This is a genomic window from Cycloclasticus zancles 78-ME (assembly GCF_000442595.1).
In the GTDB taxonomy this organism is placed as follows: domain Bacteria; phylum Pseudomonadota; class Gammaproteobacteria; order Methylococcales; family Cycloclasticaceae; genus Cycloclasticus; species Cycloclasticus pugetii.
On the sequence record NC_021917.1, the window covers coordinates 1,721,693 to 1,738,267 of the forward strand.

The 16,575-nt window shown below is 41.4% G+C and carries 14 protein-coding genes and 1 tRNA gene; 6 read left to right on the forward strand and 9 right to left on the reverse strand.

Annotation, left to right across the window (positions count from 1 at the left end):
* The first annotated feature begins 83 nt into the window (after nt 1-83).
* The 5 genes from CYCME_RS08295 (at nt 84) to CYCME_RS08315 (ending at nt 5,525) form a co-directional block, all read left to right on the forward strand.
* Nucleotides 84-503 (forward strand): ectoine synthase, encoded by a 420-nt coding sequence (locus CYCME_RS08295; RefSeq protein ID WP_015005701.1) that lies wholly within the window; start codon nt 84-86, stop codon nt 501-503.
* On the forward strand, nt 496-1,440 hold the full coding sequence (gene thpD / locus CYCME_RS08300) for an ectoine hydroxylase (protein ID WP_020932749.1): 945 nt from the start codon (nt 496-498) through the stop codon (nt 1,438-1,440). Before CYCME_RS08295 ends, thpD begins: the two co-directional genes overlap by 8 nt.
* A gap of 285 nt (nt 1,441-1,725) precedes the next feature.
* On the forward strand, nt 1,726-3,159 hold the full coding sequence (locus CYCME_RS08305) for an aspartate kinase (RefSeq protein WP_020932750.1): 1,434 nt from the start codon (nt 1,726-1,728) through the stop codon (nt 3,157-3,159).
* Complete coding sequence (locus CYCME_RS08310; protein WP_020932751.1) at nt 3,144-4,028, forward strand: TPR end-of-group domain-containing protein; 885 nt, start codon at nt 3,144-3,146, stop codon at nt 4,026-4,028. The genes CYCME_RS08305 and CYCME_RS08310 overlap by 16 nt, the downstream gene beginning before the upstream one ends.
* Before the next feature lie 402 nt (nt 4,029-4,430).
* Complete coding sequence (locus CYCME_RS08315; RefSeq protein WP_020932752.1) at nt 4,431-5,525, forward strand: endonuclease/exonuclease/phosphatase family protein; 1,095 nt, start codon at nt 4,431-4,433, stop codon at nt 5,523-5,525.
* 205 nt (nt 5,526-5,730) lie between these two features.
* On the opposite strand, the gene CYCME_RS08320 is transcribed toward CYCME_RS08315, so the two are convergent.
* From CYCME_RS08320 to CYCME_RS08350, 7 genes are all read right to left on the reverse strand, one after another.
* Nucleotides 5,731-5,822 (reverse strand) — tRNA-Ser (locus tag CYCME_RS08320).
* A 15-nt stretch (nt 5,823-5,837) separates the two neighbouring features.
* Nucleotides 5,838-6,023, reverse strand: coding sequence for a carbon storage regulator CsrA (gene csrA / locus CYCME_RS08325; protein WP_015005673.1), 186 nt, complete (start codon nt 6,021-6,023; stop codon nt 5,838-5,840).
* A gap of 112 nt (nt 6,024-6,135) precedes the next feature.
* Nucleotides 6,136-7,356: an aspartate kinase gene (locus CYCME_RS08330; RefSeq protein ID WP_020932753.1), complete on the reverse strand. Its 1,221-nt coding sequence runs from the start codon at nt 7,354-7,356 to the stop codon at nt 6,136-6,138.
* Nucleotides 7,357-7,421: 65 nt separating this feature from the next.
* Nucleotides 7,422-10,037, reverse strand: coding sequence for an alanine--tRNA ligase (alaS, locus tag CYCME_RS08335; RefSeq protein ID WP_020932754.1), 2,616 nt, complete (start codon nt 10,035-10,037; stop codon nt 7,422-7,424).
* A gap of 17 nt (nt 10,038-10,054) precedes the next feature.
* Nucleotides 10,055-10,456, reverse strand: a complete 402-nt coding sequence (locus tag CYCME_RS08340) for a regulatory protein RecX (protein WP_016389527.1) — start codon at nt 10,454-10,456, stop codon at nt 10,055-10,057.
* 56 nt (nt 10,457-10,512) lie between these two features.
* Nucleotides 10,513-11,541 (reverse strand): recombinase RecA, encoded by a 1,029-nt coding sequence (recA, locus tag CYCME_RS08345; protein ID WP_015005669.1) that lies wholly within the window; start codon nt 11,539-11,541, stop codon nt 10,513-10,515.
* Between the two features lie 114 nt (nt 11,542-11,655).
* Nucleotides 11,656-12,156, reverse strand: coding sequence for a CinA family protein (locus CYCME_RS08350; RefSeq protein WP_015005668.1), 501 nt, complete (start codon nt 12,154-12,156; stop codon nt 11,656-11,658).
* Between the two features lie 64 nt (nt 12,157-12,220).
* Between CYCME_RS08350 and mutS the strand changes: the two genes are divergently transcribed.
* A complete protein-coding gene (gene mutS, locus CYCME_RS08355) occupies nt 12,221-14,791 on the forward strand; it encodes a DNA mismatch repair protein MutS (protein WP_015005667.1) in 2,571 nt (856 codons plus the stop codon).
* On the opposite strand, the gene CYCME_RS08360 is transcribed toward mutS, so the two are convergent.
* Together CYCME_RS08360 and xerD are read right to left on the reverse strand one after the other, a co-directional pair.
* On the reverse strand, nt 14,792-15,493 hold the full coding sequence (locus tag CYCME_RS08360; RefSeq protein WP_015005666.1) for a DsbC family protein: 702 nt from the start codon (nt 15,491-15,493) through the stop codon (nt 14,792-14,794).
* 78 nt (nt 15,494-15,571) lie between these two features.
* Nucleotides 15,572-16,462 (reverse strand): site-specific tyrosine recombinase XerD, encoded by an 891-nt coding sequence (gene xerD, locus CYCME_RS08365; RefSeq protein ID WP_015005665.1) that lies wholly within the window; start codon nt 16,460-16,462, stop codon nt 15,572-15,574.
* Nucleotides 16,463-16,575 lie beyond the last annotated feature (113 nt).

Here is a 16,575-nt window from a genome sequence, read left to right on the forward strand (position 1 = left end):
AAAGCGGGGCAATAAAGCCCTGCTTACTGAATCACTTATTTTTATCAATCATCGTAAAAAGAGCTTAACCAAAGGATAATCTAATGATCGTACGTAATTTATCTGACGCCAATCAAAGTAACCGAAGAATTATTTCCCCCGATGGAAACTGGGAAAGCACCCGATTGCTTCTTAAGGAAGACAACATGGGGTTCTCCTTTCACATCACGACTATTTACCAAGGCGCTGATTTTCAAATGCACTATCAAAATCACTTGGAATCGGTGTATTGCATTACCGGCGAGGGCGAAGTTGAAACCTTAGCCGACAATAAAAAGCACCCAATCAAACCCGGCACTATTTACGTTTTGGACAAGCATGATAAACACATCCTTCGTGCTTCAAAAGAAATGACTTTGGCTTGTGTATTCAACCCGCCACTTAATGGTAAGGAAGTGCATAACGCAGAAGGTGCTTATGAATTAAACGACCAAGGCATTGAGGACAATAGCACTGATGAATAACACAGCAAGTAGGCACTCTATTGATCAAAGCCACGCTGTTGAAGATACTTACCCATCACGCAAAGGGCTAAGCAGCATAACGGATCGGCAGGATCCAGTAATTTATGCTCCCCAAAACAGCACACCGCCTATCGACCCTTCACAAATTGAGCAGTTCGAGCAACAAGGGTTTATTGTGCTCGACAATATCTTTTCAAGTGCTGAAATCGAAGCCCTTCAAGATGAGTCCGCTCGACTCCGGTCTACAGCTAGCAACGACGAACAATCTGAAAAAGCATATACAGAGCCGGGGCATCACGAAGTTCGCTCAATATTTAGTTTACATGAAAACAGTACGGTCTTTAAAAAGCTAATGATGGATGAACGTTTAGCAGGTCTCGCAAGGTACATTTTGAACGACCAAGTATATATTCATCAATCACGCCTTAATTACAAACCCGGCTTTATCGGTAAAGAGTTTTTCTGGCATTCTGATTTTGAAACTTGGCATGTCGAAGACGGTATGCCTAATATGCGCGCCTTGAGTATGTCGGTCACGCTGACAGAAAACCATACACATAACGGACCCTTGATGCTGATACCTGGTTCGCACAAGAAGTTTATTGCCTGCGAAGGTAAGACGCCTCGGCAACATCATCTAGCCTCACTAAAAAAACAAGAATATGGCGTACCTTCTAACGAGCACCTGAGCATGTTGGTAGAAAAACAGGGCATTACCACAGTGACCAGTAAACCTGGCAGCGTTATTGTATTTGACTGTAATACGCTACACGGCTCAAACGGTAATATTACCCCTCACCCTAGAGCCAATGTGTTTTTTGTATATAACGCATTAAGCAACAAAGTTGCCAAGCCATTTTGCGAGCAACCGCCTCGGCCTGAGTATCTTTGTGCACGTTCTAACATCAAACCATTAACATCTTCTCGTTCATTTTAACCATTATGGAAACAGGCAAACATCAAAAGCCAATAGGCCAGCTAACACATCAAATTACAAATTAGATACTGCGAAGGAAAGGAGCGTAACCATGAAGAAACCCATTAATCATGAAAAAAGTAGCGTTCTGAACAATAACTAAACCATACATAGCTGAGCATACGGGGAACTATTTATGTGTGACCTTAAAAGTCTATTAACCAGACTAATAACTATACTGAGCTCACCATTGTGCCCATCTTGCACTGAAACTCAGCGCTTTAAACATAATACATAGAGGATAAAATGCATACTGTAGAAAAGATCGGCGGCACATCAATGAGCGATTATGTGTCCGTTCGAGATAACATCATTCTTAATCAAAACCTAGACGGCGTTTACCGACGAATATTTGTAGTGTCAGCATATGGCGGTGTTACTGATGCCTTACTGGAACATAAAAAAAGTGGCCAACCGGGCATCTACGGCCTATTTGCCAACGGCATAGAAGATGACAGCTGGCTGACTAAATGTAACGAATTGCACCAACAATTACAAGCTATTAATCTAGAACTATTTGGCCAAACGACCTTGCTAGATAAGGCTAACACTTTCTTGGCCGAACGGATGGACGACGCAAAAAAATGCTTAGCTGACCTACAAAGCCTATGCCAACATGGCCATTTTGCCTTAGATGCGCATTTAGCAACCGTTCGAGAAATGTTAGCCAGCATTGGCGAAGCACATAGCGCTTGGAACACCGCCGAGCTACTTAACCGGGATGGTGTTGATGCTTGCTTTGTTGATTTAACCGGGTGGCGAGCTGACCACCATATCTCTTTAGACGAACGTATTCGTTTAAGCTTCCAACACATCAACCTTGAAAAACAACTCCCCATTGTGACCGGCTACGCACACAGTGATTCTGGCCTCATGTCATCTTTTGATAGAGGCTATAGCGAGATGACCTTCAGCCGTTTAGCTGTGTTAACTGGGGCTAGCGAAGCCATTATCCATAAGGAGTTTCACTTAAGCAGCGCTGACCCTCGATTAGTTGGTGAAGAAAATGCTGTTCCTATCGGCCGTACTAATTATGACGTGGCGGACCAACTGGCTAACCTAGGAATGGAGGCCATTCACCCAAAAGCAGCCAAAGGCTTACGACAAAATGACATTCCACTTCGTATAAAAAATACGTTTGAGCCAGTACATACGGGCACCTTAATTACTGGCGATTATGTTAGTGAGTCGCCTTGCGTTGAAATCATTGCTGGTTGTAAAGGAATCTATGCGCTTGAGGTGTTTGATCAAGATATGGCCGGAAATCTATCAAATTACGATAGCGAATTAGTCTCTATTATCAAACGATTTAATGCACATATCGTCTCTAAGGACACCAATGCCAATGCTATTACCCATTTCTTATCAACAAACTTAAAAACCGTAAAACGTATTCTTTACTTAATTAAAGAACGTTTTCCAGAAGCCGATGTAAATCATAAAAAAGTAGCCATTGTTTCTGCTATAGGCAGCGATATGCAAATTCCAGGGATATTAGCAAAAATGGTGCAGGCAGTGGCCAACGAAAATATTAGTGTTTTGGCTGTCCACCAGTCAATGCGCCAAGTAGATATGCAATTTATTGTCAACGAAGCAGACCATGACAATACAGTGAAAAGCTTACATGCCGCACTGGTAGAAGTTCATGATCACGGAAGGGCCATATGTCTCGCATCATAAAAAATCTGATTCTATTAAGTTGCTTGTTTCCTATATTATTAGCGGCCGCCACCACTGTCGATGACCCTATACCGGAAAAAATTGATAATTTAGAGAAACCGCTCTACTCCCCATTTGTTGAACGCTATGTATTAGATGAAATTAAACAATTGCGTATCGATCAAGCCAAATCAAAACAAGAATTACTACAACAAATTTTAGATCGTGAGCATAACTCCGTTGACCGTGCCGTGGCTTATGCAACCGACACCGTTACCTACTTCTTTTATTTGATAGCTGCAGCAACATCCGTTTTAGTATTGGTCGGCTGGACCTCAATAAGGGACATCAAAGAACGCGTACATTCTCTCGCCGATGAGGAAATATCAAAGCTGATTCATGAATATGAGGCTCGATTAGAAATGATTGAAGAGCAATTACAGCAAAAAACGCAACATATTGATGAAAACCGTGAAGAAATCGAATTAACACAAGAACTCCAATCACTTTGGCTACAGGCACAACAAGATGACTCCCCTTCCAACAAAATAACCATTTATGACGAAATTCTTAAAATACGCCGAGATGATTGCGAGGCAATAACCTATAAAGCCAATGCAGTACTTGAATTGAACGAACCTCAATGGGCGGCTAATTTATGTCACCAAGCACTTAAAATAGACCCTGAAAATAGTCGTGCATTTTATCAATTGGCCTGCGCATATACCGCTATGAGGCAATTTGATGAAGCACTTCACTTTCTAATCGAAGCACTTAATAGGCGAGAAAGTTACTTGGAGAGTATTCACGATGACCCAGCCTTGCAAGCATTAGTTAACCATGAAGTGTTTAGTGAACTACCTCGCCTAATGGGCAAAGAGACCAGCTAAAAGACCGATAAGTATCAATTTTTGGCAGTTAAAAATATTAAAAGGCGTTTTTAAAGGCGCCTTTTTTTATAACTGTCATAAAAAACCATGCTGATTTTTACAGCACCAGCAACACAAACGAAATCGCTTACTTAAACGGTAAGATCTTGTGCTGCTAAACTTGATGGAACAGCCTTCAGCTAATAAGCTGTAGGCAGATATACGACACACCTTAATTAGACTTAAAGCTTCTAATTTTATTTCATATGGCGCTACCAAATAAGAATTGGGCACAAAAGCTTATCTCCAGTAACAACTGACGCTGCACTTTATAAATTTTTATGGCATTCTTATCCACGATAAATTGGCCATTTCGAGCCTAAATACGTACGATTTTATTAACCATACAAAGGTAGTCGAAGAATGTTATCCGTACTCTTAATCTCCACAGTTTTTATTTTTTTGGTGACTTTCCTGCCTTTATTAAAAATTTCACATTGGTTAATTAGAGCGATGGATTTTCCTCGCTTACAGTTTGCCACGTTGGCGATTATCCTTTTAGCAGCACATTTTCTTTTTCTTGACAGCCAATTGCTGATCACTCAATGCTTAATAAGCATAACGCTTATCTGTTTAATCTGGCAATTATGCTGGATATTACCCTACACCCTTTTTTGGCCTAAGGAGGTCCTTACTTCAACTGATGATAGTCCAGATAATCAACTGAGTGTTCTGACCTCTAATGTACTTAAATCAAACCATAATGCTGATGCGTTAATAGCGTTGGTCAACAAACATCAACCTGATGTCCTTGTTACGCTAGAGTCAGATCAGTGGTGGGAAGAAAAGCTTCAAGTGTTGGCAACGCAAATGCCTTATAGTGTTAAGTGCCCTCTCGACAACCTTTATGGCATGCACGTTTTTTCACGCTTAGCGTTAGCAGAAACAGAAATATGCTATTTAGTTGAAGAAGGTATTCCATCGATACATGCAACGCTAGAACTACGCACGGGTGACAAAATTCGCGCGCATTTTCTTCACCCCGCTCCTCCAAGTCCAACGGAAAACCCTGAGTCATCAGAACGGGATGCTGAACTAGTTATTGTAGCTAGAAGTGTGGCCGAAAGTGACCAGCCTGTCATCGTAGCTGGCGACCTTAATGACGTTGCATGGTCTGCAACAACCCGACTTTTCCGAAAAATTAGCGGCTTATTAGACCCGCGAGTTGGACGAGGCGTGCTCAACACATTCCATGTGGATTACCCCTTTATGCGTTGGCCTTTAGACCATTTATTTCATAGTAAACATTTCACTTTACGGGCCATTCAGTGCTTACCTTCTATTGGTTCTGACCACTTTCCTTTACTAACTAGGCTCTCATTAACGCCTTTAGAAAACAACAAACAAAGTAGTATAGATTCCCGCGCCGCTGATCATCAATGGGCTAGTGAAATTTCTGCCGAACAACACGTTAATAAGGGCGATGTACCAAAGCCTGGTGAAGTATCTCGTGAATGAAGAATAATGTTGCTGCTTTTGAGTAGTCACATAGAGAAAGTCAGCTCATTGCTTCACAAGCGATCTGCACTGTACGCTAACTACTAGGCTATTTTGCTTTGATGAACAAAGCTAATTAAGTCGATTTGAACGGGAATTCACACCAACAATGATGTATTAACTAAGAGAAACCAATAAATTGAACTTTATTGATTGATCTCACAAATGGCGGAGAGAGAGGGATTCGAACCCTCGATGGGCTATAAAACCCATACTCCCTTAGCAGGGGAGCGCCTTCAGCCGCTCGGCCATCTCTCCGGAATTTATTACTGACTATTTGTTACCGTCTGTACCTTTTTCATCTTGAATTTTATTATAAATCTCTTCACGATGAACAGTAACGCTTTTAGGTGCGTCAACTCCAATTCTTACTTGGTTTCCTTTTACCCCTAAAACGATGATAGAGACATCATCTCCAATCACAAGGGACTCACCAACTTTACGCGTTAATATAAGCATATTAGCTCCTTATTGCTTCTTCTTTGAAGCGTTGCCAACCAATTTATATATTTATTATTATTTGGCGTATTCTACCATAGCTAATTAAACTCAAACAGCTCTCAAGTGATGATTATTCACCTGACAGACCAAAAGATTCATGCAACGTACGAACCGCTAATTCTAAGTATTTTTCATCGACCACAACTGAAATTTTAATTTCTGAGGTTGATATCATTCGAATATTAATCCCTTCGTCTGCTAACGCTGTAAACATTTGACTGGCAATGCCTGCGTGCGAACGCATACCAACGCCCACGATCGATACTTTAACTATTTTATTATCGCCGTCAACATTTTTAGCCCCTAGCTCAGCGCAAATATTTTGTAATATCTGCATCGTTTTTTCATAATCATTTCTGTGGACTGTAAAGGTAAAATCTGTGGTTTTATCTTCCGCAATATTTTGCACAATCATATCAATTTCAATATTAGCATCTGAAATCGGTTTTAGAATTGCTGAAGCAACGCCAGGCATATCTGGCACGCCAGCCAAGGTTACTTTTGCCTCATCACGATTAAACGCAATCCCAGAAATTAATGCTTTTTCCATTTCATCGTCCTCATAAGTAATTAGCGTGCCTTCCCCCTCAACAAAGGTCGATAAAACACGTAATGGAACATTGTATTTACCCGCAAACTCTACAGAACGAATTTGCAAAATTTTAGAACCCAAGCTGGCCATTTCAAGCATTTCTTCGAAAGTAATTCTGTCCAATCTTCTTGCTTTTGGTTCAACCCTTGGGTCGGTGGTATAAACACCATCTACATCAGTATAAATTCTACACTCATCAGCCTTTAGCGCAGCAGCTAAGGCCACAGCTGTTGTATCTGAGCCCCCTCTCCCTAAGGTCGTTATTGCCCCACTAGCCGTTACACCTTGAAAGCCTGCTACGACAACAATTCTATTGTTATCTAAATCTGCTTGAATGCTCGTTGTTTGGATTTCCTCTATACGAGCTTTCCCATGGGCGTCATCAGTCACTATTTTGACTTGCCCACCCGTATAAGACGTTGCTTCTTGACCCAGTTCTTCAAGCGCCATACACAATAAGGCTATGGTCACTTGTTCTCCTGTAGATAGTAATACATCCATTTGTTTCGCAGAGGGGCTGCGCTGCATTTGCTTTGCAAGCTCCGTCATACGGTTTGTTTCACCACTCATCGCTGACACCACAACAACTAAATCATGCTGTGTCGATTTTTTTTCTTGGACTAACTTTTTGGCAACACCTTTTATTTTTTCAGCAGTGCCTACGGAAGTGCCACCATATTTATGTACATGTAAACTCATCGTTGCTTCATCATATCTTGCGTAATTTATCGTCTGAACGTTACTAGGTTAGACCCTAATACTTATTAACTAGCATCCGTTAATTTTTTCTCAACCCAAGTTGGTACTGATTTTAAAGCGCCCTCTAACGCAGCAAGATCATTACCGCCCGCCTGTGCCATATCCGCTCTGCCACCACCTTTACCACCGACCTGTAAAGCGACGGAATTAACCAACTCACCCGCCTTTATACGGTCAGTTTGATTTTTAGAAACACCCGCTATTAACGTGATTTTTTCACCCTGTGTTGTTGATAGAACAACCGCTGCATTGCCTAATTTGTCTTTTAATTGGTCTACTAAATCACGTAACGTTTTATTGTCTGCACCCTCAATATTGGCAGCCAACACATTAAGCCCATCAATTTGTACTGCTTGGTTTTGCAAATCACCACTGGCTGCTGTTGCTAATTGACCTTTTAATTGTTCTAGTTCTTTTTCAAGTGCTTTATTTTTATCTTGAATTTGAACAACCTTCTCTAATGCAGATTCACGATTACCTTTAACCACTTTGGCAATTTTTTGCAGTAGCTCATCACCCTGCTCTACCCATGATAACGCGCCTTCTCCAGCGATAGCTTCTATACGACGTACGCCCGATGCAATCCCTGTTTCAGAGAGTATTTTAATTAAGCCAATATCACCTACCCGATTGACATGCGTACCACCACATAACTCTGTGGAAAACTCACCCATTTTCAAGACCCGGACTTTATCGCCATACTTTTCACCAAACAGTGCCATAGCACCGTTAGCGATGGCTGTTTCTTGATCGGTGACTTGTGTTTGCACCTCTTCATTAAAGCGAATCTGTGCATTAACTAAACGCTCAATTTCTTGAAGCTGAGCAGCTGTAATGGGCTCGAAGTGGCTAAAATCAAAACGTAGCCTGCTTGCTTCAACCAGCGAGCCTTTTTGTGTTACGTGTTCACCCAGCACTTTACGAAGAGCTGCGTGTAAAAGGTGTGTCGCCGAGTGATTAGAGGCCGTTGCTTGCCGATTATTCTTATCGACTACAGCGCGTACAACCTGCTTGCTTTTAAACTCACCCTTGCTGACTTGACCAATATGGAAATAGGCATCTGCCTTTTTTTGAACATCTATCACATCAAATATTGCCGTTGGTGTAGTAATCTGTCCATGATCGCCAGCTTGACCGCCTGACTCTGCATAAAAAGGCGTTTTATCTAACACTAAATAACCGCTTTCGCCCTCACAAATTGTCGAGCTTTGTTCACCATTTTTATAAATAGCTTCCAGTTTGGATTCTGCTTGCAGCGACTCATAGCCAATAAACTCAGTTGCTTGTGTTAAATGCGGCAAATCGGGGCCATCTGCAGAAAATGAACTGGCTGACCTTGCACGTTCACGTTGAGCGTCCATGGCCTTTTCAAAACCATCGAAGTCTACAGTTAAGCCATTCTCTCTTGCATAATCAGCGGTTAAATCAACGGGAAAACCATAGGTATCATAGAGTTTAAAAGCCGTTTCACCGGTAATCAGTTTATCTTTTAATGATTGCGTACCATCTTGCAAAAGCTTCATTCCTTGCTCTAACGTTTCAGCAAAACGTTGCTCTTCTTTTAGCAAGATATTACTCACCATATCCGCTTTTTCAGTTAATTCAGGATACGCTGAGCCCATTTGCTCCACTAAGGGTTGCACGAGCTTATGAAAGAAGACCTCTTTCATATCCAATTTATAGCCGTGTCGAATGGCTCGGCGAATAATACGCCTTAACACATAACCGCGACCTTCATTAGAAGGTTGCACACCATCTACGATAAGAAATGCACATGAGCGAATATGGTCAACTAAAACACGTAAAGAAGTATGACTTGTATCTTTTGTGCCCGTTAATCTTGCTGCATTTTTAATGAGAGATTTAAACAGCTCAATATCATAATTATTGTGGACGCCTTGCAAAACAGCTGCCACACGCTCCAAACCCATACCTGTATCAACAGAGGGCTTTGGTAATGGTGTTAACTCGCCTTTATCATTACGATCGTACTGCATGAAAACTAAATTCCATATTTCGACGTAACGATCACCATCTTCTTCTGGTGTGCCGGGGGGGCCTCCGGCAACCTGCTCACCATGATCATAAAATATTTCAGAACATGGGCCACACGGACCTGTCTCACCCATTGACCAGAAGTTGTCTTTTGCACCAATTCTTGACAAACGGTCCGCATCGACGCCGACTTCATTTAGCCAAATATCAGCAGCTTCTGTGTCCTCATCAAAAACGGTCACCCATAGTTTTTCAGCAGGAATACCAAGTTCCTCAACAAGAAAATCCCATGCATATTTAATAGCATCACGTTTAAAGTATTCACCAAAACTAAAATTGCCCAGCATTTCAAAAAAGGTGTGATGACGCGCCGTGTAACCAACATTTTCAAGGTCGTTATGCTTACCACCCGCTCTAACACAACGCTGCGAAGAGGTCGCCATCGTGTATGAACGCTTTTCTTCTCCAAGGAAAACGTTTTTAAACTGCACCATACCCGCATTAGTAAACAATAGCGTTGGGTCGTTTCCAGGCACCAACGAGCTAGACGGAACAATCTGATGTCCGCGTTTTTCAAAATATGTCAAAAAGGCTGATCTAATTTCAGCACTGCTTAAATTTTTCATCTCGTTTAAAACCTGCATTAAGACAATTGATTAAACAATTGCCGAATCATCTCGTTGGTATACCCTTTATGTTGAAAGAAGCGTGTACGTTTTGCCCGTTCTTTCATATCTTTTGGCGGTTGATGCCCGTATTTCTTAGTATGTAATTCGCTTAATAACGCTTGCCAATCAGGTGGTTCATCAAACACGGTGTCAATATTGACTTCAACGCCTCTTTGCTTTAATTCGTATTCTATTCGAGTTGGCCCAAAACCTTTATAAACCCTTGAACGACTGTAACTCTCTGCAAACCGTTGATCACTTTGCCAATTTAATTCAATAAACTCTTCTAATAAGCGCTCAATATCATTTTCAGCAAAACCTTTTCCTGTGAGCTTTTGAATAAGTTCTAGCTGACTATGTTCACGCCTAGCCAGCATAGCAAGGCAGCTCGCTCTTAGCTTTGATAGCTCTCTTTTCTTATCTTCACTCAGGCTTACTCACCTTCATCAATTAATTTTTCTTTCTGCTCTTTTTTAGGTAACAAAGCATCCCTAATGTTTGCCTCTAGTTCGGCTGATTTATCAGGGTTTTCCTTAAAGAAACTTTTGGCATTGTCCTTACCTTGGCCAATTTTAGCACCGCCATAGCTGTACCAAGAGCCTGCTTTTTCAACAAGGTCTAAGCTCACACCTAAGTCAACCAGTTCGCCCTCACGTGAAATTCCTTCACCATACAAAATTTCAAATAATGCCTGTTTAAATGGTGGCGCTACCTTATTTTTTACAACCTTTACACGTGTATCATTACCTAATATTTCATCACCTTTCTTAATCGCACCGATACGACGAATATCTAAACGAACTGATGAATAAAACTTCAAGGCGTTACCGCCTGTTGTGGTCTCTGGGTTGCCAAACATTACGCCAATTTTCATTCGAATTTGGTTAATAAATACTACCAAGGTATTTGAGCGTTTGATATTACCTGTTAACTTTCTAAGCGCTTGAGACATTAAGCGGGCTTGCAGGCCAACATGGTGATCTCCCATATCCCCTTCGATTTCAGCTTTTGGTGTTAAAGCCGCTACTGAGTCAACAACAACCATATCAACAGCGCCAGAACGTACTAACATATCTACAATTTCTAAGGCCTGTTCACCCGTATCAGGTTGCGAAACGAGCAATTCATCCATATTCACACCAATTTTATCGGCATAAATAGGATCTAGAGCATGCTCTGCATCAACAAAGGCCGCTGTACCACCTGCTTTTTGACATTGAGCAATGGTTTCTAAAGTTAACGTTGTTTTACCAGAGGATTCAGGACCGTAAATTTCAACAATACGCCCACGTGGCAAGCCACCAACACCTAAGGCAACATCCAATGCAATTGACCCAGTTGAATAGGTTCCAATATCAGGAATGGTTGAACCATCGCCCATTCGCATGACTGACCCTTTACCGAATTGTTTCTCGATTTGAAGTAATGCCGCACTCAGCGCCTTTTTCTTATTTTCATCCATTTTTTATCCCCTTAAAGGCTTCCACATCCTGTAAAAGCTAGTTATCGTCAATAATCTTGAATTATCACACATCCTTAAGATGAGCACATAATGAAATCACTATTTTATGGTGGCTTATTGACTTAGATGATCAACCAATAATGTTAATGCCGTTAGCAAGGCTTGTTGCCGGACTTGATCTCGAGTTCCTTCAAAATTTTTCTTTATTGAATATGTCTCATAAGGCGATGCTTTAAGCCCAAACCAGACCAAACCAACGGGTTTTTCTAGTGTGCCGCCAGATGGTCCAGCAACCCCAGTAATAGATACTGATATGGATGAGTTAAACGCCTCAATCACACCTTCAGCCATCTGTTCAGCTACCTCCTGACTAACCGCACCATATTGATCAAGGTTTTTTTTATTCACATCGATTAACCGCTGCTTTGAATCATTGCTATAGCTCACCACGCCGCCTAGAAACCATTCGCTACTACCTGCTAAGTCTGTCAGTATTTTTGAAAGCCAGCCACCTGTGCAGGATTCTGCAACAGCCAGTGTTTTATTCTTTTCAATGAGCAAGCCAGCCAATTTTTCCGCTAATAAGCCTGCTTCGTTTAATATCGAATCTGTCATTCACCACTACCTAATTTTTTTATTACAATTTACCGAATACCTGCAAGGTTGTTACACTATCACGATGCCTAAAAGTACCCCTACAAAAAAAGCCATCACTCCGATGATGCAACAATATTTGCGCATCAAAGAGGATCACCCCAATACTCTTTTATTTTACCGTATGGGGGATTTCTATGAACTGTTTCTTGATGATGCCATCAAAGCGTCTAATATACTGGGCATCACATTAACCAGTCGTGGGCAAATTGAAAACAAGCCTGTTCCTATGGCTGGCATCCCTCATCATGCTGCCGATGGTTACATCGCTAAACTATTAAAAGCCAGTGAATGCGTTGCAATTTGCGAGCAAATTGGTGACCCTGCCACGTCTAAAGGACCTGTTGAACGCAAGGTTGTTCGCGTTATTACCCCAGGCACCTTAACCGAAGACTCACTACTCGACTCTCATTGCGATAGTTTGCTTTGCGCCGTTTTCGAACAAAAAAAACAATACGGTTTAGCAACACTTGATCTAGCTAGCGGGCGTTTTTTATTACAAGAAATAGATCATGAAGCATCGCTAAAAACCGAATTAGCGCGAATTAATCCAGCTGAAATATTAATAAGTGAAGACAGCTCTTTATCAACACTGTTAGCAACGCATAAAGGCCTAAATTTAATGGCTGATTGGCACTTCGATCAGCAAACAGCTACTCGACTGTTAAATAAACAGTTTGGCACCCAGGACCTAAAAGGCTTTGGCTGCCATGCGATGACACTTGCTCTAAGTGCAGCCGGTGCATTACTACAGTACCTAAAAGATACGCATCAATCATCGCTACCGCATTTACAATCCATTAAGGTCATTCAACAAACAGATTTCATTACCCTTGATGCAGCAACGCGTCAGCACCTTGAATTGGACTATCACCCAAGCGGTAATATGCATTTCACCTTATTTGGTTTACTTAACCGTTGCAAAACCACAATGGGAACACGTCTTTTACGGCGCTGGATTCATTTACCATTACGTGATCAGAGCATCATAAAGCACCGCTATTTAGCCGTTGAACAATTACAAACCCAAACAATAATTGACCAGCTACAAGCAAGCCTTAAACAAACCGGTGATATTGAACGAATCACAAGCCGAATCGCATTATTAACGGCTAGACCTCGTGACCTTGTGGTTTTACGTGACACACTAAAGGCAGTTCCTGCTATCCAAAACACCTTAGCTAACCTCGATGCACCACGCCTAAAAACCTTACTTGATCAAACTGGCAACCACCAAACATTAGCCGAGCTCTTAGATAAGGCGATTGTTGACAACCCCCCAGTCTTAATACGTGATGGCGGTGTGATCGCCAATGGTTATGACGAGAAACTCGACGAACTTAAAAACATCAGTGCGAATGCTGATCAGTTTTTACTAGAGATCGAACTAAAGGAACGTGAATTTAGTCAAATTAGTACGCTAAAGCTTAACTATAACCGTGTGCATGGCTACTATATTGAAGTGCCTCGTTCTCAAGCCAACAAGGTACCTGATTACTTCATTCGAAAGCAAACCCTAAAAAATGTTGAGCGCTATATTACGCCTGAACTAAAAACATTTGAAGACAAAGTATTGCATGCAAAAGAACAAGCTTTATCTTATGAAAAAGAGCTATATAACGCCCTACTTTTAAGCATGGCCCCACAACTTAGCGCATTACAATCATGTGCTGAAGCGCTTGCTGAGATAGACTTACTGACAAATTTCGCAGAACGTGCTGCCACTTTAAATTTTAATCAACCTTCTTTAAGTAATACTGCTGGCATATCAATTAAACAAGGCCGGCACCCTATTGTAGAAAGTGTTATCGACACGCCGTTTATTGCTAATGATATTGAACTAAATTCTAGCCAAAAAATGCTCATTATTACGGGGCCAAATATGGGCGGAAAATCAACTTATATGAGGCAAATAGCCTTATTAACGCTGATGGCACACATTGGGTGTTACATTCCGGCATCAGAGGCCCATTTTGGCCCTATTGATCAAATTTTTACGCGTATTGGAGCAACTGACGATCTTGCCAGTGGGCGCTCAACCTTTATGGTAGAGATGTCGGAAACAGCTAATATCTTGCATAACGCCAGTGACAAAAGCTTAGTTTTGATGGATGAAATTGGCCGAGGAACCAGTACTTTTGATGGCCTTTCACTGGCTTGGGCATGTGCTGATTATCTGGCAAATAAAACTCAACCGTTCACCTTATTTGCCACGCATTATTTTGAAATGACATCTCTGCCCGAGTCAGCCCCCACAGCCAAAAATGTCCACTTAGATGCTATTGAGCACGGCGACCACATTGTCTTTTTACATGCCGTTAAAGACGGTGCAGCCAATCAAAGCTACGGGCTACAAGTTGCCGCTTTAGCAGGCGTGCCTAAAACAGTTATCAGCAATGCTCGCCTAAAACTGGCAAGCCTTGAAAACCAGCAAAGCAACTTAGAAAACCCCACACAAACGCATACGCAATTTGATATTTTCAACACGGCTAATAACCAAGCCACTACTGATTTTATTGAACAGCTGTCACCCGATGATTTAAGCCCCAAAGAAGCGCTAGAGGCCTTGTATCAGTTAAAGTCTTTAACGAATTAATTACCAGCCTAAGTGCTGAATCAAATCGTTAGCCGGAACAAAGCCTGGCACCATGGTGCCATCATCAGCAATGATAGCCGGTGTACCAGTAACACCGAAAACTTGCGCGATTCTCATGTGCTCATCAACTGGGTTTTCACACGTTTTATCAACCACTTTGTTGTTTAATTTTGCATCTGTTAACGCTTTATTTCTATCCTTTGCACACCAGACCGACACCGCTTTATGGTAAGACTCTGTATTTGGACCCGAACGTGGGAAAAACATATAGCGTACGGTCATTCCAGCATCCGTATAATCGTTGATTTCGGCATGTAGTTTTCGGCAATAACCACAGTCAATATCTGAAAAAATGGTAATAACATGTTTTTCATTTTTAGCCGGAAAAACAATCATCTTTTTTTCATCTATCTTTGCCATCTCTGATTGACGAGCAGTTTTTAACGCAGAATCTGTCATATTTTCACGACTGACTAAATCAACCATTTCACCTTGAAGAATATACCGTCCATCCTCAGATGCATAAACAACCCTAGCCCCTATCAATACCTGATACAGACCCTCTATAGGTGTTTTAGAAACATGGTTCTCCATAATATTTGGTATCACTTTAGATAAGCCTGTGACAACAGAAGCCTCATCTGCCAAAACCGGTGCACTACAACACGCTAATAAAAACCAACCAAGCAAAACCTTATTCATCTACAACACCTTCTTTATTCATCTGTGATGGTATTAAACACGTTTAAAGATAAAAAGCATACCAGCGGCGTTAACTTTTTAACCTCTAGGGTGAAACCGTTCGTGGATATCTTTTAAACGTTCTTTAGCAATATGGGTATAAATTTGTGTTGTTGACAAGTCACTGTGACCAAGCAATAACTGAACAACTCGCAAATCTGCTCCATGATTTAACAAATGTGTAGCAAAAGCATGACGCAACGTATGTGGCGAAATATCTTTATGAATATCTGCTTTCGCCGCATAACGTTTGATGATGTACCAAAAAGCCTGACGCGTCATCCCTCCGCCACGATTAGTTGGGAACACAACGTCCGCTTTTTTGTCACCCAAAATATCTAAACGCCATCGCTCAATAAACGTTTGCAACCAATCCAACGCTTCTTCACCGACTGGGACTAAACGTTCCTTATTGCCTTTACCAGTTACTCTAACTAGTCCCTGTCTAAAGTTTATTTCTGATAGCGCCAAGCCCACTAACTCAGTAACCCTCAAACCACTTGCATACAGTAATTCAAGCATTGCCCGATCTCTATACCCCAGCGCCGTAGAAGTATCTGGTGCGTTTAACAGGCCCTCTACATCTGCTTCAGATAAGGTTGATGGCAAACTTCTAGCAAGCTTTGGCGCATCAATTATCGCAGTGGGGTCTTCGATTATCACAGCCTCACGTATTAAGTAAGAATAGAAACGTTTTAAACTAGATAAAAAACGCGCTGAAGAGCGAGCCGAGACCCCCTGGGCTAATCGATCGGCTAGGTACGAAGATATATCCGATGACTCTATTGTCAATAAGCTCTTACGCTGTTTAAGTAACCAACTAGAAAAAGATGTTAAATCAGTTTTATACGCCGCTAAAGTATTATCACTTAGGCCATATTCAACCCATATGTTATCAAGAAATGAAACAATATATTCTTTATCACTCAAGCAGCAGGCCTTTCAGCTATTAAAAAACATATCATATCAATAAAAACTCAGCTAATTCACATAAACCACATGCATAAAAAAAGGCCAGTACATCGGCCTTTTTTTATGTGTCT